The organism is Streptomyces sp. NPDC057424 (assembly GCF_042803315.1).
Lineage (GTDB): Bacteria > Actinomycetota > Actinomycetes > Streptomycetales > Streptomycetaceae > Streptomyces.
In genome coordinates this window covers 1-22,691 of sequence record NZ_JBHVCP010000018.1, presented here as the reverse complement: position 1 = coordinate 22,691, position 22,691 = coordinate 1, and the positions used below count along the sequence as shown (strand labels likewise).

Genomic DNA, 22,691 nt, shown 5'->3' with positions numbered 1-22,691 from the left:
GCCGCATGCCCATGATCGTGGACCCGTCGGCGCCTCACATCACCCCACCCACTCCTGTCGTCTCCCCGGACGGCTGGTTCAAGGCGTCCATCGATACCCTGTACGCCGGGGTGATGCTGGCCGTCGACTACACGGCCAGCACCCCCTACTCCGACGCGGCCGAGGTCCGCAAGGTGCGCATCATGCGCACCGACCCGGGTAAGCCGGCCGTGCCGGTGCGCTCCGCCGACACCGCGTGGGCCATCGAGGGCGTCGGCGCCGCCTACGACCACGAGGCGCCGCTCGGCGTCGCCGTCGTCTACACCGCAACGGCGATCCTCGCGGACGGCAGCGACGGCCCCGTCTCGTCCCTCGCTGTGACCGTCCCCGAGCCCGACGTGCCGGCCGACGTGTGGATCAAGTCGGTCGACGATCCCGGCCTGTCCGCCAGGGTCACCGTCACGTCCTGGCCGCAGCTGCAATGGGAGTCCCGCATCGACACCGCCGATGTGGCCGGCTCGCCCTACGCCGCGACCGCGCAGGACGTGTACGCCTCCGCCGGATCCGACATCAGCATCGACGCCACGGGCGACCAGATCGAAGCCCTCAGGACCCTACTGACCACGCCCGGCGTGCGGCTCATCCAGACCCGATCCGCCAACCGCCGCCCGGACCAGTTCGTGCTGTTCGCCACCCCAGCCGAGAGCGTGGACACCACCCCGGACGCGACGCGCACCTTCACGGCCGCGGTCCGTGAGGTGGCCCGCCCCGGCACCGCCGGCCAGCCGCTTCGACTCCCCGGCTGGTCCTACGACCACCTGGCCGCCCAGTACGCCAGCTACAACGCCGTGGAGTCCACCTTCGGCAGCTACCTGGCACTGGCCACGAACGGCGTCTTCACGTGATGCCGATCGCGGCGGCAGTGCTCGCCGCGCTGCCGGAGGCGATCGGCCGGCCCTACTATGCCGAGTGGTCCAACGACGGCGGCACCACCTGGCAGCGCTGCGGCCTCGTCGCAGGCTCGGCGTCCATCACCGCCGACCGCACCGCAGAGACCCGCTACACGGCGTCCGCCGACGTCGTGGGGGTGAGCGAAGGCCGGGACGGCGTCAACTCGATCGCCACCAACGTGCGGCTGCGGCAGGGCATACAGCTGCCGCGCCAGGACCCGATCTGGTTCCCGGCCGGCCGGTACACGGTCACCCGCACCCGCAGGAACCGCTCCGGTTCCATCACGCTGGAGCTCGACGGCCTCGAGGACGACCTGCGCTCCGCGTCCCTCCCTGTTGCCCGCACCGTCGGGCCCGGACAGGCGAAAGACCTCGTCGAGGAACTGGTGGCCGAGGCGCTGCCGGGCGTGCCGGTGGCGTGGCGGTTCGGAGTCGACGCCGGCACTCAGGTGCCGCAGATCGTCGCCACTGACGACCGGTGGGCCATCCTGTCGTCCGGCACCGACTCGACCGGTACGAACACGGGCATCGCCGCCGCGCTGGCGGGGGAGCTGTGGGTGGACGCCCGGGGCGTCGTCACCGTCGGCCCCGTGCCCACCCTGGACGATCCGGTGGTGTGGCGCATCAGCCGCGGCCTCGGCGGCGCGCTGGTGGAGCCGCAGTCAGAGCAGGCCCGCGACGGGCTCGCCAACCTGTGGGTGGTCTCCGGGGACGGCGGCGACGGCTCGCCGGCCATCGGCCCGGCCTTCGCCTGGGACGACGACCCGAACAGCATCACCTACGCCGGGCCCGACCCCGTGGGCGATCCGCTCGCGCCGCAGCGTCTAGGGCTGAACGGTGTGCGGCTGCGCGTGCAGAAGTACGCCTCACCGCTCATCACGTCTTACGGCCAGGCCCTCGAGGTCGCCCAGGCGAAGCTCGCCGACTCGCTCGGCGTGCAGGCCAGCCTGTCGTTCACCTCGGTGTGCAATCCCGCGTTGGAGCCCAGCGACCTCGTCGAGGTCGAGACCGCACCGGGCGTATGGGAGCGGCACATCATCGACTCCCTGTCGTACACGCTCGGCGCCGCCTCCATGTCCTGCAAGACCCGCACCAGCACGAGGAGGGTGACGTGACCGCATCCGTCGACCAGCTGGCCGACCTCCTCACTCAAGGCGGCAAGACCGGCGGCGATGTCATCTCTGCACAGGTCGCCGACGTCACCGAGTCCGGCCGCGTCAACCTCCAGCTCGGCGACGGAAGTCTGCTGCTGGAGGTCGCATGCCCGACCTCCTATCGGGACCGGGCCGCGGGGGACTGGGTCGCGGTACGTATGTCGTCGGTGCCGGTGGTGCTGTGGCGGCTCGGCGAGGATCCGGCCGACACCGAGCAGGACCGCATCGAGACCATCGCCGAACAGGCGGCCCGGGACGTGCAGGTGGTCCGCGCCGCCACCTACGGCACCGGAGCCCCGGCCGGTAGCGGCTGGCAGGCCGCCTCTGCGGTCTACGTGCGCAAGGTGGACGGGCGCTTGGAGGTCTACTTCCAGGTTCCTTCCGACGCCGACCCATCCCCGGGCACTCCGGTGGTTCCGTCGCCGAAGCCCGTCACGGTCAGCCCCAGCGACTCCGGTACCTGGCGGGGCGGGCGGCCTGACGAGTACGCGTCCGCGCCCACGCAGGGCGACTGGACCGGCCGCGGCAACCGGCGCGGCGGCTGGTTCTACGGGTCCGCCATCCAGAACGCCTGCGTAGGCAAGACCGTGTCGAAGATGACCGTCGCGTTCGCCCGCAAGTCGGGTGCCGGCGTCAACGCCAAGCGGCCCCTGCACCTCTACCTACACAACCACTCCTCGCCCCCCTCGGGCCAGCTCAACCTCGGCGACGGCCCCGAGGAGCTGCTGCGCCTCTCGGCCGGAGCGAAGGGCAGCGCGACCCTGCCCGCGTCCTGGCGCTCCGCTCTGGCGTCCGGCGCCGCCAAGGGCCTGGCCATCTACGCCACCGGCAGCAGCGACTACATGGCCGTCACCGGCGGCAAGATCACCATCACGTTCTCGTAGGAGGCCCCGTGGCGACCATCGGCTACGCCGAACTCCCCATCCCCGGCGGAGGCGACGGCCCTACCGTCCCCGGCCATCTCGCCGAACTCGCCGAGGCCATCGACCCGCACCTGTGGCAGCACGTCACCGACCTCGCTGACCGCAACACCCGGCTGTCCGCCGCACCCGTATGGACCGTGGCTGTCGCCGCAAACGGCATGACCTGGGTGAAGACGTCCACGGACAACGTGTGGGCGACGATCTGGGAGCCGCTGCAGGACTGGCAGCCGCTCACCCTCGCCTCCGGGTACGAGGCCGGACAGACCACGCCCGAGGGCCGCGTCTTCAACGGACAGGCCCACCTGCGCGGCACGATCCAGCGCACCGACGGGCAACTGATCTCCGCGAATGGGGTGAAATTGGCGACCGTCCCCACCGCGATGATCCCCGACCAAATCGCACGGTATGCCGCACCCGCCTCCATGACCGGCGACGCGATGACCGGCACCTGCCGCGCCGAAGTCTTCAGCCCTGACCAGGACGCCAACAGTCTCGGCGGACGTGGCTCCGTCATCATCTGGTCCCAGGACGGCCAGCAAGACAGCGGTACACCCGGCCTGATGTGGGTGGACATCTCCGGCTACTACTGGCTCGACTGAGAGGACGGCATGCCCCTCTACACCTTCGGCGGCACCCCTGCAGACGTCCTCACCGACACAGCCGGCAACGTCGTCACCAACTACCCGCTGCTCGTGAAGGTCGCGGGCACCGGCGCCACCGTCAGCGCTCTCTTCGAAGTGGACGGAACCACCCCGATCAGCGAGCTCCGCAGCAACGGGCCGTCGTCTCCGCAGCCCGGAGCGATCCGCGCCTTCAAGGCCCAGGACGTCACCGAGATCGACTACGAGTACCTCGATGCCGGTGGCCAGCCCGTCCGCTGGTACCAGGCAGCCCGCGAGGTCGCAGCCGGGGCCCTGGATGCGGCACAGGCGGCACAGGCGGAAGCGTCTACCAAGCTGGACGTTGAGACGCCCGACCCGCAAAGCGTGGACGGGCCGGTCACCTTCAACTCCCCGATCAGCGCACCGAACCTGAACGACCAGTCGGCTGTCCAGTGGTTCAGCGTCACGGATGCTGTGGGGGACGGCACCACCGACGACCGGGCCGTCATCCAGGCGCAGCTGGACGCCGCTCGCGATGCCGGCGGCGGTATCGTCTACATCCCGCCCGGGCGCACTTACGGCATCAGCACGTTCCTGGTCGTCTACGCCGACACCACGATCTGGGCCTACGGCGCGACCTTGAAGGCCGTCGGCAACACCGGCCTGCTCAGGAACTTCCTGTCCACGGACCTGTTCGCCGGGTACACCGGCCGCTCCCGCATCCAGATCCTGGGCGGCACCTGGGACGGCAACGCCGCCGACGCAGGCGTCGGCACGGTGACCGCCACCACGAACGTCATCAGCTTTGCTCACTGCCAGGACATCACCGTCCGGGACGCCACCATCACCAACGTGTCCTCGGCGCACGGCCTGGAGTTCAACTCCACCGCCCGCGGCCGGGCCATCAACTGCCAGTTCCTCGGCTTCAAGGACAACACCGGCGGCTCCCGTGCCTACTCCGAGGCCGTCCAGATCGACATGGCCGTCTCCGGCTCGGTTGGCATCGGCGACTTCGACGAGACCCCGTCGCAGGACATCCTGATCGAGGGCTGCTACGTCGGGCCGTCCAGCCGGCTGGGCAGCTTCGGCCGCGGGGTCGGCTCGCACATGCTGCGCTCCGGCGTCTACTACTACGGCATCCGGATCATCGGCAACCGCATCGAGGACGTGAACCAGCAGGGCATCTACGGCTTCGGCTGGCGCCGCGCGGTCATCTCCGGCAACGTCGTCTCCGGCTCTGGCCTGTCGGGCATCCAGCTGTCCCGCCCCGACCCCGCCGGGGCGGGGCCGTCTGAAGGCTTCACCGTCAACGGCCGCAACATCGCCATCACCGGCAACACCGTGGAACGGGCCAAGGACGCGTCCGGCATCCGCGTCTACGGCTCCTCCGGCGGCACCTACGACCAGGTCGTCATCGCCGGGAACTCCGTGCTCGGGCTCAGCACGGACGCCTCCAACGGCATCCACGTCGAGTTCTGCAGCCGACCGAACATCAGCGGCAACACGATCGCTGGCACCCAGTCCACCGGCATCGTCGTCTTCGACTCCGACGGCGCGACCGTCGGTTCCAACACGATCCGCAACACCGGTTCCAACGGCGTCAACGTGACCAACTGTGCCGGGGCTCAGGTCGTCGGCAACACCGTCGACACCACCAGCACCAACCACGGCATCTTCGTCTCCAACTCCAGCGCCGTGGCAGTGCAGGCCAACCGGATCAACGCCGCCGCATCCGCCGGCATCCGCCTGTCCACCAGCGCTACCGGCTGCCTCGTCGTCGGCAACCAGGTCCGCAAGGGCAGCGGAACCACGACCAGCGGCGTCTCGCTGGACTCCTCCGCCACCAGCGCTGTCGTGCTCGACAACGACCTGTCCGGCAACTCCTGGTCGGCGAGCACGGCCCTGGCGGTGTCCACCGCCGCGCCCGTGACGGGCCCGGGCGGCATGACCGCTCTACCGGCATCCAACGTCGTCGACAGCGACCTCACACCGCTCCCCGCGCTCGAGGCCGCCATATCCCCGGCCGGCCGGTACGAGACCACGTCCAGGCTGCGCCTGGGCACGGCCTCTACTCCGGTCTCGGGCGCCCTGTACCTGGTGCCGATCTGGCTGCCCAAGGGCCTGGTCGTCTCCAGCATCACGTTCGTGTCGGGCGGCACGGCCGCAGTGTCCCCGACCAACCAATGGTTCACCCTCCACAATTCCAGCAGGGTGGCCCTGGCGCGCACGGCGGACAACACGACGACGGCCTGGGCGGCGAACGCCGCCAAGACGCTGAACGTCGCCCAGACCACTGCCGGGTCGGCCTCGTCGTACACCACGACCTACAACGGCCTGCACTACCTGGGCTTCATGGTCGCGGCCGGCACCATGCCGAACATCGTGGGTGAAGGATCGTTGCCCGCCGCGGTGGCGAACGCCGCCCCGGGCTTCGGCTCGACGAACAGCGGCCAGACCACCCCGCCCACCGTGACCGGTGGGGCCTTCACGGCGGCTGCCTTCTCAGGCACCGGGATCCTCGCCTACGGCTACGTCATCTGACACCACCGCGCCCCGACCTCGGGGCCTTCGCTATGAACAGAAGAGAGGCCGCCCGTGGCGCGCACCGGCCCACAGAAGATTCCCGGCGCCTCGCAGTCCTACTTCTACGGCTCCGGCCGCTACTCCGGCTCGGACATGGAAGTGAACTGCGGCGTCGTCCACACCACCGAGGGCATGAGCCTGCCGTCGTACAGCGATGGCGCGATGGCCCCGACGGTGACCGGCGTCCCCGACATCAAGGCCAAGCGGATCCGCTGGTACCAGCACTACGACGTCGACGAGTCCGCCCGCGCGCTCGCCAACAAGCTCGGCGGCGTCGAAACGAACACGGCGAACGCCTTCCAGATCGAACTCGTCGGCACCTGCGACGACACCAACAAGACGGCCTGGTCGGGGAAGCGCGCCGGTATCGACTACCTGCACTGGCCCACCGCCCCCGACTGGGCGCTCGCCGAGGTGGCGTGGCTGGTGCGCTGGCTGCACGACTACCACGCCGTGCCCCTCACCTACGTGAGCAACTGGCTCGCCTACGGCAAGGACTCCCGACGGCCCGGCGTCACACCCGCCTCCTACGGGGCGAGCCCAGCCCGCATGTCCATGAGCGCCTGGCGGAGCTTCAAGGGCTGGTGCGGTCACCAACACGTGCCCGAGAACGACCACGGCGACCCGGGCTCCATGAACTTCGCCCGCGTCATCCAGCTCGCCAAGGGCGAGCCCACCACCGAGGAGGATCCCTTGGCCGGCATGACCAAACAGGACATCTACGACGCCGTCTGGAAGATCGACCAGGTCGCCGCACCCGACACGGCCCCGGACCGGGCCACGAACAAGAGCTGGCAGCCGCAGTCCTACCTGAAGGACATCGGCAACCGGGTGCGCTCCCTCACCGTCACCGTGGCCGCCCAGTCCGCCGCGATCCACGCGCTCGCCGCGAAGGTCGGCAGCGGAGTCGACACCAACACCGTCGTCGCGGCCGTCGAGAAGGCCATCGCCGACGCCGTCATCAAGGTCGACATCGACGTCACCCAGAACCAGGAGACCTGACCCATGAAGATCTTCGGCCGCGAGCCTGCTCTCATCATCGCCGCCGTCTCGGCGGGCCTGAGCCTGCTGGTGACCTTCCAGTTCGGGCTGTCCGCCGAGCAGGCGGGTGCGATCGTCGCCGTCATCTCCGCCGTGTTCGCCGCGGCTACGGCTGCCGTCACCCGGCCCATCGCGCCGTCGGCGTTCACCGGTCTCGTCGCCGCGGTCGCCGCACTGCTGGCCGCCTACGGTCTGGAGCTCGGGCCCGAGAAGATCGGCGCCCTCAACGCGGTCGTCCTCGCGGTGCTGGGCCTGCTGACCCGCGGCCAGGTCGCCCCGGCCAGCCCGAGCGCGCCGGGCACGGCCGAACCGCCCCGGACGGTCTGATGTCGTGCCGTGCGGCCCGGCGACTGCACAAAGCCCTGGGCCGCCGCGGCGCCTTCCTCGCAATCCTCGGCGTCGGCAAAACCTGCTGGGGCATCTCGTTCCTCGTCGACCCGCCCAGCAACCTAGGACTGGAGCTGCTCACCGACCTATGCTCCCTGCGGCACTGGGCCTGGCTGTGGATCATCTGCGGCCTGATCACCCTGTTCTCGGCGTTCCTGCGTGTCGGCCGGGACTGGTTCGGGTTCCTCGCTGCACTACTTCCCCCCACCGTGTGGGCCACCGCCTACACCGTCGCTGTCATCACCGGCGACTACTCCCGCGGCGGGTTCGTCGCAGTCTGGTACCTGACGAGTCACGTCGGGGTGATTCTGTGGGCGAGCGCGGTTCCCGAGCATTCGGTCCCCCCGCCCGTGCGCGCCCGGAGAGGCAAGGCCGCATGAACGTGGGCGAATGGGCAGCCATCATCGGAGCCGCCGGCAGCGTCCTCGGAGGGGGCGGATGGTTCGTCGCCCGCGCCACCGTCCGGGCCGCGCAGGCCACGGCCCGCGCCAACGAGGCTGTCGCCGCGATCCAGGCCGCGCCGCAGGCGCGCGCGCAGGAGTTCGCCGTGCTGGAAGCGACGGTGAAGCGGGTGGATGAGGAGAACGGCTCGCTGCGAGGGCGGATGTCCCGGCTGGAGTCGATGCTGCGGGCGTTCGCGTGGACGACGGACCGGTGGGCCCGGCAGATGCACCGCGCGGGGATCGAGCCCGAGCCGGCGCATCCCCTGGTCGACGAGTACAACCGAACTGGAGTGTGAGATGCCTGCTCCGCTTCCTCTCCGGCCGCGCCGCGACGACACTGCCGCCGGTATGGGCTCGCTGGTGCGCCTCGGCCGTGAGGAGCCGCCGCCCATCCCGGAGCCAGCCATCAACCCGTTCCTCGAGCCGGACTGGCCACCGCTCGACGATGAGCCCGCGTGACAGACGCCCCCACCGCTTCGGCGGTGGGGGCGTTCTGCTGTGTCCGGGGGCGGAGTCGAGCCGCCCTGCCTTCGATAACATGCCATATCGCGGGCCCCGCTCCTCGTTGGAGCGGGGCCCTTTGCTGTGCCCGAGCCCTCGGAGCGGCTGTCGAGAAACGACCGTCTGTCGTCAGAGGGCCCGTCAACTACGTTCCTGCAGTACGAGAATGACGCAAACCCGTGTCCTTAACTATGTCGCGCAAAGGGCTCATGGTCGATACACTTGGGTCATGAGAATCGGATACGGGCGGGTCTCCACCCGCGATCAGAACCCGGACGCGCAGGAGGACGCGCTCACCGCCGCCGGATGCGACCCCGTCTTCGTCGACAAGGCGTCCGGCAAGCTCGCCTCACGGCCCGAACTCGGCAAGGCCCTCATCGCGGCACGCGAGGGCGACGAGTTCGTCATCACCAAGCTCGACCGGCTCGGCCGCTCCCTGAAGAACCTGATCGAGCTGTCCGAGCAGCTGGAGAAGAAGGGCGTCAATCTCGTCGTGCTCAGTCAGGGCATCGACACCAGCACCCCGGCGGGCCGAATGTTCTTTCAGATCCTGGGGGCCATCGCCGAGTTCGAGCGCGCCCTCATCGTCGAGCGCACCCGCGACGGGCTGGAAGCCGCCCGCGCCCGTGGCCGTGTCGGCGGCAGGAAGCAGGCGCTCAAGCCTCGCCAGGTCGCCCTTGCGCAGGAGATGTACGACGAGCTCGGCGAGGACGGCAAGCGCAAGCACACCGTGCAGGACATCGCCGACGAACTCGGCGTCGCCCGCACCACCATCTACCGATACCTGGAAAGGAAGAACCCATGAGCATCAACGGACTCGGCGACGTGAAGGTAGGCGACCGGCTGATCCTCTCCAGTAGCAACCGCTACCGGGGTGATGAGCCAGTCACCGTCTCGCGGATCGGCCGAAAGTACTTGTACGTGACCCGGCAGGACGGCCGGGAGGTCCCCAACCGATACCTCCGAGGCACCGGTTATCTCGACAGCAGCTACAGCGTGAGCGAGCGCCTCTATACCCAGGACCAGTACGACGAGACGAAGCGGCGCGCCAGCCTGCTCGAGCAGCTGCGGCAGGCTGGCATCGACCTGCGCCACGAGATCCGGTCCGAGGTCACCACTGACCAGCTCCGTGCGCTGCTCGCCGTCATGCAGCCCGCGGTCTAACAGCCCGCACAAGAACGGCGCCCCGCCCAAGGTAAGTGGGCGGGGCGCCGCTGCGTCAGCATAAGGGAGTACCCACGCGAACGCCCCCGCAGCAGCCGGCTGCGGGGGCGCCTTGCTGTCCCGGGGCCTAGCCCCAGGCGGTGTCGTCGTCCATGATGCCTCCCCAGATCGGTGCGGCCACGGTACGCGGAACCCGGCCGTCCTGTCAGGAGGTCGTGCCACACTGGCCGCACGCCCCGCCGGGCCCCCCGTCTCGGCGGGGTTTTCGCGTGGGCCCCGGCGTTGTCAGTGGCCCCTCGTAGCATGGTCTGATCGTTGTCCACGCTTTCTGCGTGTGCGACTACTCGAATGGCGCCCCGCGGTGGTCACGCACCGGCGGGGCGTCGCGGTAAGGAGGGGCCATGGACGACCTGGTGCAGTTCCTGCGCGACCGGCTGGACGAGGACAAGGCTGCGGCGCGCAGGGCGGGCGATAGCTTCCGGCAGGTCGGGGAGACCGGTGTCATCGTCGCCACCGAAGGCGACCGCGCAGAAGAGTGCGCCTCCGCTAACTGGGCTGGCATCGCCGAGCACATCGTCCGCCACGACCCGGCCCGCGTCCTCGCCGAGGTAGAAGCCAAGCGCCTAGCGCTCGACCACTACACGGAGCTTCAACGGCTCGCCAAGGGAGGCGTGGCCATCTACCGGACCGCGGCCGGTGCAGTCGGTGTGCAGATCCAGATCATGGCCATGGCGTATACGCGTCACCCTGCATACAACGAAGCATGGCGGCCTGAGCACCTAGGCTGAAGTCGCTGCTGAGCGGGCCTTAGCCCTCCGCGTGCCTGACGGCCTTCTTCACGGCCATCTCCACCGTGTACCTGCTGAGGCCCGCCGCCTGGGCGTGCGCGGTCACAGCGGCCTGTGCGGCGTCGGCGGTGGCGACGGTGAGCCGCCCGGCCTGGATCTCCTCCCAGGCGGCGCGCTCGGCGGCTATCAGATCGTCAGGTAGTTCGATGGTCACGCGCGGATCCTATGCCGGGCGGTCACGGCGCCTTCACGCTGCGGTCGTCATCTCCCCGCGCACGGCCGCCACCCACTCGTCCCGCAGCTGCTCATAGCGTTCCCGCGTCGGCCCCCACAACCACGTGCCCGTCTCCGCCATCAGCGCGCGGATCTCCTCGTTCACGGCCTCGGCAGACCGCGGCGAGCCCGAAGGCAGGGGAGTGGAGGACATGCCGAGATCGTAGCTGTGGCCTGTGACAGCGGGCTACGACTTCGGGGGCTGGGGCAGTTCCGTGACGAACGTGCCCACGCCGGGGTGCATCGCCGCCAGGCCGGCCTCCCGCAACTTCTGCAGCACTTTCCGGGCCGTCATCTGCGAGATCTCGAACTCGGCGCACACGTCAACCACTGACGGCAGCCGTCCGCCGGGTGGGTAGGTGCCGTCGGCGATCCGCTCCTCCATCACCGTGTACACCTGCCGCCACCTCGGGATATCCGGCTGCCAGTCCATGATCCGGACGCTAGGACCGCTCACCCCACCAAGCGAGACGAGTGCGCCTATCGGCCCTATCGCACCTATCGCGCCAGTCGAGGCGGTACCGTGAAATTGCAGGACCCCCGCGACCGCTGGCCGGCGGCCCGGGGGCGTGGCCGACGCTGACAGGAGCGCAGGCATGGACGAGGGTAGAGACCCCACACCCCCAGCCGGAAGCGGGCCCGCGGTAGCGGCCGGTGTTCGGCTCAGCGCGGTGCAGGAGGCTTACAGCCGCTACACCGAGCACGCCACCAAGTGCTGGGGATGCCGCGCCATCGACGAGCGCTGCGATACGGGGGAGCGGCTGCACCGTGCCTACCGGAAGGTCGATGAGAAGGCGCGCCAGCAGTTGATGGGTGAATAACCGGGGCGACTGGCCGGTACTGACACGTGCGCATCCAGCCACCGTCGAACCCTGCTGAGGCTTACCTCATCGCCGGTGACCTGCAGCAACGCAGGAACGTTTGGCCAACACCTGACCAGCGGTTACTGAAGCACACCAGTTATCAACAGAAAGTCGAAGAAAGTGCATGAGGCACCTTCCGCCAGGGCCGAAACTCGGCTTTACTCCTGAGTCCAGGCGCCCCACACGCCCGGTCCGCAAGCGCTCACTACCGCGCGGGCGACAACCGAATCAGCCAACGATCCATCGGCAGGATCAGGTCAGCAGTCTCCAGGGGGCGGCCAGCATGGTCGAAGCGAGTGCGCACCACACGGAACGCCGTCGCGTCGACGAGCAGGCCCAGCGCATGCGCCTGCCCCTCGTCGAGCTCCACGCACCCCAGCTCCGCCGAGTACGACGCGTGAGGCCGGCGCTGGCCGCGCCACCACGACGACACCAGCATCGCCGACCTGCCGCCCGGATCCAGACACTCGACCGTCTCGTGCCGAAGCGTCGCGCCTTCGTGGACGCCAAGCCGCTCCGCCAGCTCCACCGAGGCGGGGCGCGGCCGGGTGTCGGTGGTCTCGCTGGAGAAAGGCCAGGGCGCGTCCGCGTCCGTGAGAGTGCGCATAGCAGGAGGATGCGCCACATAGACCGCCTTGCGCTCCTCACCCTCAAGGACGCCGGTACGGCGCAGCAGAACGTAAGCGAGTCGCACAGTCTGAGGGTGTACGCCGAGTTCGGCAGCTAGCTCGGCTCTTGAAGGCAGCGGATCGCCCGGCCGCCATTCCCCGGCGGCGATGCGGCGACGGATGCCAGCAGCGATACGCCGATGGCGCGCTTCTGGCATCGAGACCCCTGCCGACGATCATGACGAGAGGTCTGAAGCTAGGGCCCTTGCCGGGTACTGGATATATCCAGCTGGGCAACCTAAGCCCTCTCCGGCCGTTGAGTAACTCAACAGAGGTTTCAGTGCCCGCAGCATTCAGGTTGCTGCGGCTGTTGGAAGGCCCACCAACCTTGAGGAGGCCTTGGCCGCCGCAAGGCGTTCCGCCGTGCGCTAGATTCGAACGCGCGTTCCCACTTTCGGGTGAACAGGGTAATGACCTGCACCTTTTCGGGGACGCGAACGGTGGGAGGGCAGACGTGTCGGTGAGCCACCAAAGGGCGCCCCTCCCTTGCGGTCGCCGACGCGAGCGTGCCCCCGACCTTCGGGGCGGGGGCACGCGCTCGCCCTCCCTGGGGGTGGCATGGGAGACGAATGGGAGATGACCTGTCACGCCGAACACGAGCCAACACCCAATGAACCCCAGCGAGCGCTAGACCGATCCCGCAACTTCAGGAGAGCTTCTAGATCGTCGCAGGTCAACGAACACCCAACAAAGACACCCGGGCGACGCGGGGGATCGTCCGAGGCGGGCGTGCAGCCCGATCCTGTGGTGGCCTCGGGCTACTTTCTGCGGCCGGGCCCCTCTTCGAGGAGGGCCCGACTCCTCAAGTAACCAGATCGAGGACCGGCCGCAGCCCGTCCGGCCGGTCGGACGCGGGCAGGTGGTCCACGAAGTGCACCCCGCATCCCAGAGCGGAGGCGCCGCCGTCCGCCCGGCGGTCGTCGCCGACCATGAGGGTCCTGCGTGGATCGGCGCCGAGCGCCTCGCAGGCGGTGGCGAACAGCCGCGGGTCGGGCTTCTGGATGCCGTGCTCGAACGACAGCACGTACGTGTCGACGTAGGGATCCAGGCCGTGCGCGCGGAATACCGGCCGCAGGTCCCAGCCGATGTTGCTGACCACCCCGACGGGAATGCCCCGCTCCCGCAACGCGCGCAGCACCTCGACGGCGTCCGGGTACGGGGCCCAGGCGTCCGGGGCCATGTGCCGGTCGTACAGCGCGTCGTGCAGCGCCGGGTCGGGCAGCGGGACCTGCCGGGCGAGGCCGGTGTAGGCGGCCCGGTGCAGGGCCGCACTCCGGTCCCGGATGAGCCAGGCGTCGGCCAGTTCCTCCGGCACCCGCGCGGGATCGCCGCCGCCGGGCAGCGCCCCGACCGCCTCCAGCGCCAGTGCCGCGGTTCTCAACTCGGCCTCCGTGAGCCGGACACCGGCCCCGGCCAGGGCACCGCGCAGCCACGAGTCGGTGGACTCGACACGGAAGAGCGTTCCGGAGAAGTCGAAGAGCACGGCCATCATGCGGCGATCCTACGAAGCCGCGTCACGACGCGGGGGAAGATCGGTGAGACATCTTTGGGTTCAGGGCTGCCGGCGCCGGTGCACCCACACCGCCAGGGCCACCACCGTCGTGCCCAGCAGCCAGCCGCCCACCACGTCCGACGGCCAGTGGACGCCGAGCCAGATCCGCGTCAGCCCGACCCCGACCACGGAGACGACGGCCACGGTCAGGGCCGCGCGCCACACGGCCCGGCCGACGCCGTGCCGGTGCAGGAGCCACAGCAGCAGGCCGCACACCACCGTGGCGGTCATGGCGTGACCCGAAGGGAACGCCGAGTAGTGGGCCGAGTCGACGGGGTCGGGCCACACGGGGCGGGGACGGTCCACCGCGGCCTTGGCACCCTGCTGCAGAAGTGTGCCCAGTGCGACGGTCAGCGCCAGCCACACCGCCGTCCAGCGCGCCGCCCACCGCACCACCAGCCACACGACGACGGCCGCGCAGAGCAGTCGCATCGTCCACGGATCCCACACCCAGTCGGTCAGGATGCGGCAGACCTGGGTGACACCGCTCTCGTCGACCGCCCAGCGGTGGGCGGTGGCGGCGATATCCCCGTCCGCGGTGATCAACGGGCTCCATCTCGCCGCGACGAGAGTCAGCAGCAGAGCCGAGCACAGGGCCAGGACGCCGGCGAGACCGGCGGTGGTGCGGTGCTCCGCACGGGGCGGGGAGTCGACGGACGAGGTGTGCATACAGCGATCCTCGCCGAACCGGGGGGTCCGGATCCAGTACGGGGACGATCTTCCGCCACCGGGGCGACGCGCTTCGGCCGCGTGACACCGAAGGGGGCCCGGACGCCCCGGTCACCCCAGTGCCCGCAGCCCCGGAACGAACGCCACCACGACCGGCACCACGGGCACCAGCGCGGCCGCCGCCGTCAGCCGCAGGCGCCGGGCCGCCGTCAGCCGGTCCGGCGGAGTGAGCAACCGGTGCACCCTCGCCGGGACATGGGCCTGCGGTGTCGGACAGGGACCGAACACGCCGCGGTGCTCGTTCAGTTCGACCAGGGCCAGGGCCGTGGTCAGACGGCCGAAGCGGCGCGATGCCGTGTCGTCGGCGGCGAGTTCGACCAGACGGTGCATCTCGTCGCGGAACGCGGCGAACACCGGAACCTGCGGGAAGCCCCCCGCCAGGGCCGAGGAGCAGTTCAGCAGCCAGTCGTGCCGGGCCCGGGCATGCCCCTGCTCGTGGGCGAGCACCGCGTCCAGCTGCCGGCCCTTCAGCCGCAGCAACGCGGCCGTGGTGACGACCAGTTGCGGGGGAGTGCCGGGCTGCCACCAGGCGTCGGGCCGCTCGCTCTCCAGGACGACGAGCCGGCCCGAGACGGCCACCTCGCCCGGCAGCAGCGGAGCCCGGACCAGCAGATCGGCCCGTCGGCGGCGTCGCCCGGCGCGGGCCCGGCCGATCTCGCGGAGCAGCATCGCCGCGCTCCACAGCCCGCCGCCGGCCAGCGCTACCGCGGTGGTCGCCGCCCAGAGGCCCGCCGTACCGAGGGCGTAGGCCTCGACGACCGCGCGCGGGGCCGTCGCGAAGAGGTGCCCCCCGACCGCGTGCCAGGCCGCGGCCGCGCTGAGCGTCATCGACAGCGCGCAGCACACGAGGACGGCCGCCACCACGCACTGCCACACCCACAGTGCCACCACCGGCTCACGGTCCGGCCAGTCCGCCCGGGCGAGCAGCCGGGGGGCGACGACGGCGGTCAACGCGCCGAGCAGCAGCAGCACGGCGGTGAGCATCATGAGGGCAGCCTATGAGCGCGGCTCCGCCCAGGGGTACGACTTGTGCCGTCGAAGTGACGCAGGCAACGAACCCGTCGGGGCTGCCGGGCCGGTCCCGCTCACAGCGTCAGCAGCATCGCCACCATCGCGATCCCCATGGACAGCCGGCAGGCCCGCGCCAGTTCCGGCCGGTCACCCCATCCGGCGGGACCGCCGCCCCCCGCCACGGCGGCGACCGGCACCAGGCGGACGCCGGTCAGCAGCACGTACCCCGCGAAGTAGAGCAGCAGCGCCCCGGTCAGGAGCGGCACTCCGGAGCCGCCCCGGCCGTGCGCGTGCGCGGGGGAGCCGGCCATCACGACGGACATGTAGACCATCGCAGCGGCACCCACCAGGTGGTGGAGATGGTGCGCGCCGGACCGCGCCGCCCACAGCGCGTGCACGCCCGCCGCCCCGAACACCGCCGCGTAGACGGGCCACGCCCATGAGGGCGGCGTGAACGCCGCAGCCGGCACGGCCATCGCGGCCATCCCGAAACCCATGAGCGCCTCGCCGCCCGCGGTGCCGCGCTGCTCCTCGGCGCCGCTGCGCATCCGTGCCAGGCAATAGGCGCCGGTCACCGCGCAGAGCACCACCAGCAGCCAGCCGGACGAAGCCGGTCCGTGCACGCGCACCTCCCCGTTCGACGTCGGTCATTCGATGCCCGGGCCATGCGGCGCGCACGCGAGCGCAAGGGTGTACACGGGGAGCATTCGCCGGAGCACGCCAGGTGAGGGATGATGTTTTACAAGTAAAACACCTGTTAATCTTGTGGCCATGAGCTGTGCGACCGCCACCCCCGCAACCCCACCCGCCCGGCGTCTGCCACTGGCGGGGGTGCTGCGCCTCGGCAGGCCCTCGGAGATCTGGTTCAAGCCCGCGCTGAGCGTGGTCGCGGCGATCGCTCCGCCCGCACTCACCTTGTCCGCGCTCGGCCGGCTCGACCTCGTGATGTACGCGATGGCCGGGTCCCTGTGCGCGCTGTACGCACACGACCGTCCGTACGCCGCCCGGGCCGGGGTCCTGGGGCGGGTGGTGCTGGGCATGCTCGGCGGACTCGCCGTGGCCCTGGTCGCGGCCTCCCTCACCGGCAGTGCCGTCGTCCTGGTCACCGTCGGTGCGCTGCTGGCCGCCGCCCAGAAGATGCTGTGCGACGCCACCCGGGTCGGCCCGCCGGGCAACGTCGTCCTGACCTTCGTCAGCTCCGCCTCCCTGTTCGCACCCCAGACCCTCGCCCAGGTGCCCGGCCACCTGGCCCTGGCCGCCGCGACAGGCGCGTGGGCCTGGCTGGTCTGCATGGCGCCCGCGCTCGTCCGGCCGCACGGGCCGGAGCGCCGGGCCACCGCCGCCGCCCTGAAGGCCGCCGCCCTGTACGCCGACACCGAGGGCGCGGGGGAGGGGAGCCACGCTCGAGCGCGTACCGCGGGCTACGCCGCGGTGCAGGCCGCCTGGCAGTCGCTGCTGTCCACCAGCGCCCCCTCCCGGACCCGGCGGGCCCTCGAACGGCTCGTCGTCCGCGCCGAGGTCGCCCTCGCAGCGCCGACGGAGGCGGACGCGGGGCGGCTGCGCGCCTGGGCGGGATCGCTGCGCGGCACCGGTCCCGTCCCGGAGGCCGGACTGCCGGACGCGGACGCCGGCGAACTGCTCGGCGTGGCCGCGGCCCGGCCTCTCCGGTCGCGACTCGGCCCCCTGACCCCGCTCGCCGTGCGGACCGCGCTCGGCTGCGCGCTCGCCGGCTACGCCTCCCTCGCCCTGGGGATCGGCCGCCCCTACTGGGCGCTGGTCACCGCCGCGTCGCTCTACCAGGCCAACGTCGCGCTGACCTGGAGCCGGGCCGTCCAGCGGGTCGTGGGCAACGTCGTCGGAGTCCTCGTCTTCCTGGCCGTGGTGCCGCTCGCACACCTGGGCCCGGCGGCGCTCGTGCTGTGCTGCCTCGCGTTCAGTTTCGGCACGGAGGTACTGATCAGCCGCAACTACTGGCTCGGCAGCGTCTGTGTGACGCCCATGGCCCTGCTCATCACGGAGTTCGCCGGACACCAGGAGGCCGGGACGCTGATGACGGAGCGGGTCGTGGACACCGTCGTCGGTGCGCTGGTCGGGTTCGTCGCCGCCGTGGCCGTCACCAACCGGCGTGCGGGCGACCGCGTCGAACGGGCGCTGGCCGCCGCCGACCGGGCCCGCGAGCACGCCGCCCGGCTGCTGGCCGAGCCGGCCCCCGGGACCGCGGCCCTGCAATCCGCCCGCCGCGGCCTCGCCGTCGCCCTGGCCGACCTGCGCGCCACGGCCGACGCCGCCGCCGGTGAATGGTGGCAGCGTGCCCTGCCCCAGGAGCGGGTCGTCCTCGCCGAGCAGTCCGGACACCGTACGCTCGCCGCGACGGCCCGACGCCAGGGCCTGCTCCCGGACCGGGGCCCCGCCACAGAAACGGAGGACGCACGGCCATGACGCCGACCGAAGGACCATCGCCCACGGGGAGCGACGCGGGACAGGACCCGCAGCCGGGGGCCGAGGCAGAGCCGGTGGCTCAGGAACGGGCGGCCGGCGACGGCGCAACACCCGAAGAGGATCTCCCCGACGGTACTCGGGCAGCCGGAGACGCCTCGTCCGGCCCACGGGCGGACAGCGCGGCGCGGGCGGCCGAAGGGAGTTCGGCCCAGGAGGACCGCCTGTCCGGAGGGGTGCCCGCCGGTGGTGCTCATGCGGCCGGAGGGGATCGGGACGACCGGCGGACGGTCGGCTCGGCCCGGGCGGCCGGAGGGGGTTCGGCTGAGGGGGCCCGTGTGTCCGGAGAGACGCTCGCCGAGGGTGCCCCGGCTGCCGTGGGCGATGGTGCCGAGGGGCGGGCGGTCGACGCGGGGGCGACGGCCGCCAGGGGTCCGGCCCGGGGCCCGGCGGCCGGAGCGGACCTGGGCGGTGGTGCCCCCGTCGAAGCCGACCCGGGCGGTGGTCGCCGGGGTGACACCGTCGCCGCTGTCGTTCAGCAATGGCGGGCCGCGCATCCCGGACTCGACACCGGGCCGATGGAGATCATCGGGCGGATCAACCGCTGTGCCGCTCTGCTGCAGCAGGCCGAGGACGCTCCCTTGCGCCGGGCGGGGCTCAGCCGGCCCGAGTTCGATCTGCTGGGTGCGCTGCGTCGTACCGGGCACGAACTGACGCCCGGGGAGCTGGCCCGGGAGACCTTCTCCTCGGGGGCCGCCGTCACCAAACGCCTGAAGCAGCTGACCGAGCGCGGCCTGGTCGAACGGCGCGGGGACTCCCGTGACCGCCGGGTCGTCCACCTCCGCCTCACCGGCGCCGGACGCGACCTCGTCGACGGCGTCCTGCCCGTCCAGCTCGCCTACGAGACCGCCGTACTCTCCGGCCTGGACGGCCCTGAACAGGGCGAACTCGCGGCCCTGCTGGGGGAGTTGCTCAGCCAGCTGGAGGGGCGGCTCGGCGTTCTGCGGGCCTGACCGGCCACGGGGCAGAGCACCTCGTGCGCCGTGCGACGCTACGTGAAGCGGCGGTCGTCGGCCGCCGCCCGGCGGTCGCCGTGGATGTTCCCGGTGATGACCGGCTCGCGGAGGGCGTGGTGCGGGCAGCCGAGCGGCACCGCGCTCACCTCGTCGTGCCGGGGGAGGGCGTCCGCGTCGGGGCGGACGTCGACACTGCCCGGACGGCCGGCGAGCCGCCTCCCCCTGCTCGCCGCGATGATCGGCACCCCGTTGCCCGGCCGGGCCGGCGGCCGGGCCGGGCGCCACCCGGGCCGGGCTCCGGCCGCCCTGCTCGGCGACCCCGGGCACGGCGCCGTTCATCGCCTCCGCACGCGGATCCGCGCCCCCGCCGGTGGGTGCCCCGCCGCCCGTCCCGCCCGTGCGGTACCCGCCGGTGAACTCCCCGGCCGCGAGCGGCGCCCCCGCCGGCACGGCCAGGTGGAACGCCCAGGCGTACGCAGGACACCAGGAGCGGGAGCGCACTTCAGCGCAAGGCCCGCCATCGCCCTGCCACGCCGCCGTCTCAGCCCTCGTCGCCCGCCCGGTAGACGCCGAACATCGCCCCCTGCGGGTCCCGCAGCACCGCGATGCGCGGCCCGTCGGGCACGGAGGTGGGCACCATCAGGACCGTGCCGTGCTGCTGGACGACGGCGGTCGTGTCGTCCACGTCGGCCACGGCGAAGTACGGCAGCCAGTGCGGCGGTACCTCGGGCGGGAACTTCTCGTCCATCGTCACCATGCCGCCGAAGTCCGCGCCGCCGATGCCCCACTGGGTGTAGCGGTCCGACGGGGCGACCGTCCAGCCGAACACCCGCGTGTAGAAGGACACGGCCCCCTCCGGATCCCGCGTCATCAGCTCCACCCAGCCCAGCGAACCGGGCGCGTTGATCAGCCCGGCACCCGGGAAGGACCCCGCCTGCCACAGCTGGAACACGGCACCGCCCGGATCGGCGGCCACCGCGAAACGGCCCATGTCGAACACGTCCGTCGGGCCGAACAGCAGCGTCCCGCCCGCCTCGGTCACCGCATGGGCGGTGGCGTCCGCGTCGGTCACCGCGAACGCCACGTTCCACGCCACCGGCTGCGACGGCTGGTACAGCGGGGCGAGCGCGGCCACGGCCGCGTCCTCGAGGTGCGCGACGGTGTAGCCGCCGGCCTCCTGACGCGGGTCCGTTTCGGGCCGCCAGCCGAACAGCCGCGTGTAGAACCGCCGGGCCGCGTCCAGGTCGCTGGTCCCCAGCTCGGCCCAGCAGGGACCGCCGGTCACCGGTGCGTCGAGCTTCATGGCGTTCCTTCCGCGAGCGGCGGGGGCGGGCCCCCGGGGGTCCCCCTCCAGAACGCTAAGCCGCTCCCCGGGCTCCCTGCCATCCGGGGAAACCCACTGGTGTGCCGCCGCGGCGCCGACGTACCCTCACCCCGTACCGCACCGCGTGGCGGCCTCCCGCTCCTTCACCCTGCCCGGAGGTACCCCATGCCCGCGCCCGAGGTGCGCCCCTTCCGCCGCACCGATCGCGACCAGCTGACCGACCTGGTCAACATGCACGTCGCGGCGGTCGTCCCCGGCGTCTCCGTCTCCGTGAACACCGTCCTCGGCGAACTGGAGCGGCAGCCCGGCGAGTTCATCACGGACCCGTGGGTGGCCGAGCGGACGACGCTCGTCGCCGAACAGCGCGAGTACGTCGTCGCCGCGGCCCACCTGCTGCGGTACCGCGCGGATGCCGAGGTCGGTGAGGACTACCGGGACGCCGCCGAGATCAACTGGTTCGTGCACCGCCCGGCAGCGCCACTCTGGCCGGACGCCGACCGTGCCGCGGACCTGCTGATGCGGGCGTGCCTCGCGCAACTCGCCCGCTGGAACGCCCGTGTCCGGTACGCCGACGGGGCCCTGCCCGCCCCGCTCGTCCATGGCCTGCCCCGCAACTGGCCGCACATCCGGGCCCTCTACGAACGCGCGGGGTTCCAGCACGCCGGGGACACCGAGACCATCCTGATCGCCCGGGTGGCCGACCTGCCGGCCCACGAGCCCCGTCCGGGTGTCACGGCCGAGCGCACGCTGGGGGAGTGCGGCACCCGCTTCACGGCCCGGTCCGAGGGGAGGGCCCTCGGATTCGTAGAGATCGACACGGCCCTGGCACGCCCGGAGCGCCACGCCCGCGCAGCCGGCCTCGCCGACATCGGCAACCTGCACATCGACCCCGCGCAGCACGGCACCGGCCTGGAGCACTGGCTGCTCGCCCAGGCCGCCGACTGGCTCCGTCTGTGCGGGGTGGACCGGCTCGTCGCCTACGAACAGGCCGCCGACAGTGCCGCGCTCGCCCTCCTGACCGGTGCGGGCTTTCGCGAACTCACCCGCACCGACCGGGGGTGGGAGCACCGCCCCGGCCGAGCTCAGATGCCCGGCCGGTAGCGCATCGGGTGGTCCGCCGGTACCTCCACCAGCACGATCGGCGTCCCGTCCGGATCAGCGATCCACATCTCGACCAGCCCCCAGGGTTCCTTCACCGGCGGCCGCACGATGTCCACGCCCTTCGCCCGCAGCTCCTCCTGCGCCGCCGCCACGTCGTCGACCTGCAGCCACAGCCGTACGGCGGGCGTCGGGGGTGTCTCGGACCGGCCCGAGACCTCGAGGAAGCCGCCCCCCGCGAAGAAGACCGTGCCGCGCTCCGCTCCCGTGCCGAACTCGCGGTAGACGGCGAGGCCCAGCTGCTCACCGTAGAAGGCACGGGACCGCTCGGGGTCGGTGGGGCGGAGCAGGATCCGGCTGCTGAGTACATGCACCATGCAGCCGAGCCTAGTGGGCTTCTGAGGGGTCTCCGCGGCGTCGCGACGCCCGGCACGCACTCTCGCCACGCACCGAACGGCGCTCCTTCTTCCACGGAGATCCATCAGAAGCACCCCCGTGGTGGCGCTACGCTCGTCCCTGCCCGAGCCGCGCCAGCAACACCGGAGACGTTTCGCCCATGGAGACCGCCCCCACCTCACTGACCTTCCGCGACGCCACGGACGCCGACGTGGACGAGCTGGTCGCGCTGATCGAGTCGGCGTACCGGGGCGACGACAGCCGGGCCGGGTGGACCACCGAGGCGGACATCCTCGGAGGGCGGCGGACCGACCCGGAGGGTGTGCTGGAGGTCATCAAGTCGCCCGGCAGCCGGCTTCTGACGGTGGAGCGGGACGGCAGGATCATCGCCTGCTGCCAGCTGGAGCACCAGGGCGAGCACGCCTACTTCGGGATGTTCGCCGTCAGCCCCCGGCTCCAGGGCGCGGGCCTCGGCAAGGTGATCATCGCGGAGGCGGAGCGGCAGGCCCGCGCGACCTGGGGCGTGCGGGAGATGCAGATGACCGTGATCTCCGTGCGCGACGACCTCATCGCCTGGTACGAGCGGCGCGGCTACCGCCGTACGGGACGGACGACCCCGTTCCCGTACGGCGACGAGCGCTTCGGTGTTCCGCAGCGCGCCGACCTGGAGTTCGAGCTGCTGGTCAAGGAGCTCGCCCAGCGCGGCTAGGGCCTGTCGTTCGGATCAGGTCGCAGGGAAGCGACGGTGCTTCTCGACGCCGGTGAGCGGGGTCTGGTGCGTGTCTCTGCAAGGCGGAGGAGGGCGTCGAC

28 protein-coding genes and 1 pseudogene are annotated in these 22,691 nt (G+C 71.6%); 17 read left to right on the top strand and 12 right to left on the bottom strand.

The window, feature by feature from the left end; genetic code table 11:
* Positions 1 to 5 precede the first annotated feature (5 nt).
* The 12 genes from ACFU3E_RS16890 to ACFU3E_RS16835 all read left to right on the top strand — a co-directional run bounded on the left by ACFU3E_RS16890 (position 6) and on the right by ACFU3E_RS16835 (position 10,515).
* On the top strand, positions 6 to 884 hold the full coding sequence (locus ACFU3E_RS16890; RefSeq protein WP_384157902.1) for a hypothetical protein: 879 nt from the start codon (positions 6 to 8) through the stop codon (positions 882 to 884).
* Entirely contained in the window at positions 884 to 2,044 is a 1,161-nt protein-coding gene (locus tag ACFU3E_RS16885; RefSeq protein WP_384157899.1) for a phage tail protein, read from the top strand. Before ACFU3E_RS16890 ends, ACFU3E_RS16885 begins: the two co-directional genes overlap by 1 nt.
* Complete coding sequence (locus tag ACFU3E_RS16880; RefSeq protein WP_384157896.1) at positions 2,041 to 2,967, top strand: hypothetical protein; 927 nt, start codon at positions 2,041 to 2,043, stop codon at positions 2,965 to 2,967. The genes ACFU3E_RS16885 and ACFU3E_RS16880 overlap by 4 nt, the downstream gene beginning before the upstream one ends.
* Positions 2,968 to 2,975: 8 nt before the next feature.
* Positions 2,976 to 3,605, top strand: coding sequence for a hypothetical protein (locus tag ACFU3E_RS16875; RefSeq protein ID WP_384157893.1), 630 nt, complete (start codon positions 2,976 to 2,978; stop codon positions 3,603 to 3,605).
* A gap of 9 nt (positions 3,606 to 3,614) precedes the next feature.
* Positions 3,615 to 6,149 (top strand): right-handed parallel beta-helix repeat-containing protein, encoded by a 2,535-nt coding sequence (locus ACFU3E_RS16870; RefSeq protein WP_384157890.1) that lies wholly within the window; start codon positions 3,615 to 3,617, stop codon positions 6,147 to 6,149.
* A 54-nt stretch (positions 6,150 to 6,203) separates the two neighbouring features.
* A complete protein-coding gene (locus tag ACFU3E_RS16865) occupies positions 6,204 to 7,193 on the top strand; it encodes a hypothetical protein (RefSeq protein ID WP_384157887.1) in 990 nt (329 codons plus the stop codon).
* A 3-nt stretch (positions 7,194 to 7,196) separates the two neighbouring features.
* Entirely contained in the window at positions 7,197 to 7,559 is a 363-nt protein-coding gene (locus tag ACFU3E_RS16860) for a hypothetical protein (protein ID WP_384157884.1), read from the top strand.
* Positions 7,559 to 7,999: a hypothetical protein gene (locus ACFU3E_RS16855; RefSeq protein ID WP_384157881.1), complete on the top strand. Its 441-nt coding sequence runs from the start codon at positions 7,559 to 7,561 to the stop codon at positions 7,997 to 7,999. The genes ACFU3E_RS16860 and ACFU3E_RS16855 overlap by 1 nt, the downstream gene beginning before the upstream one ends.
* Positions 7,996 to 8,358, top strand: a complete 363-nt coding sequence (locus tag ACFU3E_RS16850) for a hypothetical protein (protein ID WP_384157878.1) — start codon at positions 7,996 to 7,998, stop codon at positions 8,356 to 8,358. Before ACFU3E_RS16855 ends, ACFU3E_RS16850 begins: the two co-directional genes overlap by 4 nt.
* 434 nt (positions 8,359 to 8,792) lie before the next feature.
* Entirely contained in the window at positions 8,793 to 9,368 is a 576-nt protein-coding gene (locus tag ACFU3E_RS16845) for a recombinase family protein (protein ID WP_384157875.1), read from the top strand.
* Complete coding sequence (locus ACFU3E_RS16840) at positions 9,365 to 9,727, top strand: hypothetical protein (RefSeq protein WP_384157872.1); 363 nt, start codon at positions 9,365 to 9,367, stop codon at positions 9,725 to 9,727. Before ACFU3E_RS16845 ends, ACFU3E_RS16840 begins: the two co-directional genes overlap by 4 nt.
* A 401-nt stretch (positions 9,728 to 10,128) precedes the next feature.
* Positions 10,129 to 10,515, top strand: a complete 387-nt coding sequence (locus ACFU3E_RS16835; protein WP_384157869.1) for a DUF6221 family protein — start codon at positions 10,129 to 10,131, stop codon at positions 10,513 to 10,515.
* A gap of 19 nt (positions 10,516 to 10,534) precedes the next feature.
* On the opposite strand, the gene ACFU3E_RS16830 is transcribed toward ACFU3E_RS16835, so the two are convergent.
* Genes ACFU3E_RS16830 through ACFU3E_RS16820 form a run of 3 tightly spaced genes read right to left on the bottom strand, consistent with a single transcriptional unit; the run spans position 10,535 to position 11,221 of the window.
* Positions 10,535 to 10,729: a hypothetical protein gene (locus ACFU3E_RS16830; RefSeq protein ID WP_384157866.1), complete on the bottom strand. Its 195-nt coding sequence runs from the start codon at positions 10,727 to 10,729 to the stop codon at positions 10,535 to 10,537.
* Positions 10,730 to 10,762: 33 nt separating this feature from the next.
* A complete protein-coding gene (locus ACFU3E_RS16825; RefSeq protein WP_384157863.1) occupies positions 10,763 to 10,942 on the bottom strand; it encodes a hypothetical protein in 180 nt (59 codons plus the stop codon).
* Positions 10,943 to 10,975: 33 nt separating this feature from the next.
* On the bottom strand, positions 10,976 to 11,221 hold the full coding sequence (locus ACFU3E_RS16820) for a winged helix-turn-helix domain-containing protein (RefSeq protein WP_333930952.1): 246 nt from the start codon (positions 11,219 to 11,221) through the stop codon (positions 10,976 to 10,978).
* A 163-nt stretch (positions 11,222 to 11,384) separates the two neighbouring features.
* Here ACFU3E_RS16820 and ACFU3E_RS16815 point away from each other — a divergent pair, with 163 nt between their 5' ends.
* Positions 11,385 to 11,609 carry a hypothetical protein gene (locus tag ACFU3E_RS16815; RefSeq protein ID WP_384157860.1) on the top strand — a complete coding sequence of 75 codons (225 nt, stop codon included), beginning with the start codon at positions 11,385 to 11,387 and terminating at the stop codon, positions 11,607 to 11,609.
* 247 nt (positions 11,610 to 11,856) lie between these two features.
* Here the strand turns inward: ACFU3E_RS16815 and ACFU3E_RS16810 are convergent, their stop codons facing one another.
* The 6 genes and pseudogenes from ACFU3E_RS16810 to ACFU3E_RS16785 form a co-directional block, all read right to left on the bottom strand.
* The gene (locus ACFU3E_RS16810; protein WP_384158269.1) at positions 11,857 to 12,258 is read right to left on the bottom strand and encodes a hypothetical protein; all 402 of its coding nucleotides are present in this window, start codon (positions 12,256 to 12,258) and stop codon (positions 11,857 to 11,859) included.
* A gap of 75 nt (positions 12,259 to 12,333) precedes the next feature.
* A pseudogene (locus ACFU3E_RS16805) lies at positions 12,334 to 12,477 on the bottom strand (GntR family transcriptional regulator); the annotation flags it as partial.
* Positions 12,478 to 13,121: 644 nt separating this feature from the next.
* Positions 13,122 to 13,811 (bottom strand): HAD family hydrolase, encoded by a 690-nt coding sequence (locus ACFU3E_RS16800; protein ID WP_384157858.1) that lies wholly within the window; start codon positions 13,809 to 13,811, stop codon positions 13,122 to 13,124.
* 60 nt (positions 13,812 to 13,871) lie between these two features.
* Complete coding sequence (locus ACFU3E_RS16795; protein WP_384157855.1) at positions 13,872 to 14,540, bottom strand: phosphatase PAP2 family protein; 669 nt, start codon at positions 14,538 to 14,540, stop codon at positions 13,872 to 13,874.
* A 111-nt stretch (positions 14,541 to 14,651) separates the two neighbouring features.
* Positions 14,652 to 15,587, bottom strand: coding sequence for a M56 family metallopeptidase (locus tag ACFU3E_RS16790; protein WP_384157853.1), 936 nt, complete (start codon positions 15,585 to 15,587; stop codon positions 14,652 to 14,654).
* A 98-nt stretch (positions 15,588 to 15,685) separates the two neighbouring features.
* The gene (locus tag ACFU3E_RS16785) at positions 15,686 to 16,234 is read right to left on the bottom strand and encodes a DUF5134 domain-containing protein (protein ID WP_384157850.1); all 549 of its coding nucleotides are present in this window, start codon (positions 16,232 to 16,234) and stop codon (positions 15,686 to 15,688) included.
* A gap of 148 nt (positions 16,235 to 16,382) precedes the next feature.
* On the opposite strand from ACFU3E_RS16785, the gene ACFU3E_RS16780 reads away from it, so the two are divergent.
* Positions 16,383 to 18,050 (top strand): FUSC family protein, encoded by a 1,668-nt coding sequence (locus ACFU3E_RS16780; RefSeq protein WP_384157847.1) that lies wholly within the window; start codon positions 16,383 to 16,385, stop codon positions 18,048 to 18,050.
* Between the two features lie 461 nt (positions 18,051 to 18,511).
* On the top strand, positions 18,512 to 19,060 hold the full coding sequence (locus tag ACFU3E_RS16775) for a MarR family winged helix-turn-helix transcriptional regulator (RefSeq protein ID WP_384158263.1): 549 nt from the start codon (positions 18,512 to 18,514) through the stop codon (positions 19,058 to 19,060).
* Between the two features lie 38 nt (positions 19,061 to 19,098).
* Here ACFU3E_RS16775 and ACFU3E_RS16770 read toward each other — a convergent pair whose 3' ends face one another.
* Positions 19,099 to 19,308, bottom strand: coding sequence for a hypothetical protein (locus tag ACFU3E_RS16770; RefSeq protein ID WP_384157844.1), 210 nt, complete (start codon positions 19,306 to 19,308; stop codon positions 19,099 to 19,101).
* Between the two features lie 296 nt (positions 19,309 to 19,604).
* Complete coding sequence (locus tag ACFU3E_RS16765) at positions 19,605 to 20,366, bottom strand: VOC family protein (RefSeq protein ID WP_384157841.1); 762 nt, start codon at positions 20,364 to 20,366, stop codon at positions 19,605 to 19,607.
* A 186-nt stretch (positions 20,367 to 20,552) separates the two neighbouring features.
* Between ACFU3E_RS16765 and ACFU3E_RS16760 the strand changes: the two genes are divergently transcribed.
* On the top strand, positions 20,553 to 21,488 hold the full coding sequence (locus ACFU3E_RS16760; RefSeq protein WP_384157839.1) for a GNAT family N-acetyltransferase: 936 nt from the start codon (positions 20,553 to 20,555) through the stop codon (positions 21,486 to 21,488).
* On the opposite strand, the gene ACFU3E_RS16755 is transcribed toward ACFU3E_RS16760, so the two are convergent.
* Positions 21,470 to 21,862, bottom strand: coding sequence for a VOC family protein (locus tag ACFU3E_RS16755; protein ID WP_384157836.1), 393 nt, complete (start codon positions 21,860 to 21,862; stop codon positions 21,470 to 21,472). The genes ACFU3E_RS16760 and ACFU3E_RS16755 overlap by 19 nt on opposite strands.
* A 179-nt stretch (positions 21,863 to 22,041) precedes the next feature.
* Here ACFU3E_RS16755 and ACFU3E_RS16750 point away from each other — a divergent pair, with 179 nt between their 5' ends.
* Positions 22,042 to 22,590: a GNAT family N-acetyltransferase gene (locus tag ACFU3E_RS16750; RefSeq protein ID WP_384157833.1), complete on the top strand. Its 549-nt coding sequence runs from the start codon at positions 22,042 to 22,044 to the stop codon at positions 22,588 to 22,590.
* The last annotated feature ends 101 nt before the right edge of the window (positions 22,591 to 22,691 follow it).

Excerpts from the sequence above, each read along its gene's own strand:
- ACFU3E_RS16870 (WP_384157890.1), top strand. The coding sequence starts at position 3,615 with ATGCCCCTCTACACCTTCGGCGGCACCCCTGCAGACGTCCTCACCGAC.
- ACFU3E_RS16885 (WP_384157899.1), top strand. The coding sequence starts at position 884 with ATGCCGATCGCGGCGGCAGTGCTCGCCGCGCTGCCGGAGGCGATCGGC.
- ACFU3E_RS16760 (WP_384157839.1), top strand. The coding sequence starts at position 20,553 with ATGCCCGCGCCCGAGGTGCGCCCCTTCCGCCGCACCGATCGCGACCAG.
- ACFU3E_RS16780 (WP_384157847.1), top strand. The coding sequence starts at position 16,383 with ATGAGCTGTGCGACCGCCACCCCCGCAACCCCACCCGCCCGGCGTCTG.
- ACFU3E_RS16840 (WP_384157872.1), top strand. The coding sequence starts at position 9,365 with ATGAGCATCAACGGACTCGGCGACGTGAAGGTAGGCGACCGGCTGATC.
- ACFU3E_RS16815 (WP_384157860.1), top strand. The coding sequence starts at position 11,385 with ATGGACGAGGGTAGAGACCCCACACCCCCAGCCGGAAGCGGGCCCGCG.
- ACFU3E_RS16850 (WP_384157878.1), top strand. The coding sequence starts at position 7,996 with ATGAACGTGGGCGAATGGGCAGCCATCATCGGAGCCGCCGGCAGCGTC.
- ACFU3E_RS16890 (WP_384157902.1), top strand. The coding sequence starts at position 6 with ATGCCCATGATCGTGGACCCGTCGGCGCCTCACATCACCCCACCCACT.
- ACFU3E_RS16845 (WP_384157875.1), top strand. The coding sequence starts at position 8,793 with ATGAGAATCGGATACGGGCGGGTCTCCACCCGCGATCAGAACCCGGAC.
- ACFU3E_RS16855 (WP_384157881.1), top strand. The coding sequence starts at position 7,559 with ATGTCGTGCCGTGCGGCCCGGCGACTGCACAAAGCCCTGGGCCGCCGC.
- ACFU3E_RS16790 (WP_384157853.1), bottom strand. The coding sequence starts at position 15,587 with ATGATGCTCACCGCCGTGCTGCTGCTGCTCGGCGCGTTGACCGCCGTC.
- ACFU3E_RS16825 (WP_384157863.1), bottom strand. The coding sequence starts at position 10,942 with ATGTCCTCCACTCCCCTGCCTTCGGGCTCGCCGCGGTCTGCCGAGGCC.
- ACFU3E_RS16750 (WP_384157833.1), top strand. The coding sequence starts at position 22,042 with ATGGAGACCGCCCCCACCTCACTGACCTTCCGCGACGCCACGGACGCC.
- ACFU3E_RS16755 (WP_384157836.1), bottom strand. The coding sequence starts at position 21,862 with ATGGTGCATGTACTCAGCAGCCGGATCCTGCTCCGCCCCACCGACCCC.
- ACFU3E_RS16765 (WP_384157841.1), bottom strand. The coding sequence starts at position 20,366 with ATGAAGCTCGACGCACCGGTGACCGGCGGTCCCTGCTGGGCCGAGCTG.
- ACFU3E_RS16820 (WP_333930952.1), bottom strand. The coding sequence starts at position 11,221 with ATGGACTGGCAGCCGGATATCCCGAGGTGGCGGCAGGTGTACACGGTG.
- ACFU3E_RS16795 (WP_384157855.1), bottom strand. The coding sequence starts at position 14,540 with ATGCACACCTCGTCCGTCGACTCCCCGCCCCGTGCGGAGCACCGCACC.
- ACFU3E_RS16810 (WP_384158269.1), bottom strand. The coding sequence starts at position 12,258 with ATGCGCACTCTCACGGACGCGGACGCGCCCTGGCCTTTCTCCAGCGAG.
- ACFU3E_RS16800 (WP_384157858.1), bottom strand. The coding sequence starts at position 13,811 with ATGATGGCCGTGCTCTTCGACTTCTCCGGAACGCTCTTCCGTGTCGAG.
- ACFU3E_RS16835 (WP_384157869.1), top strand. The coding sequence starts at position 10,129 with ATGGACGACCTGGTGCAGTTCCTGCGCGACCGGCTGGACGAGGACAAG.
- ACFU3E_RS16860 (WP_384157884.1), top strand. The coding sequence starts at position 7,197 with ATGAAGATCTTCGGCCGCGAGCCTGCTCTCATCATCGCCGCCGTCTCG.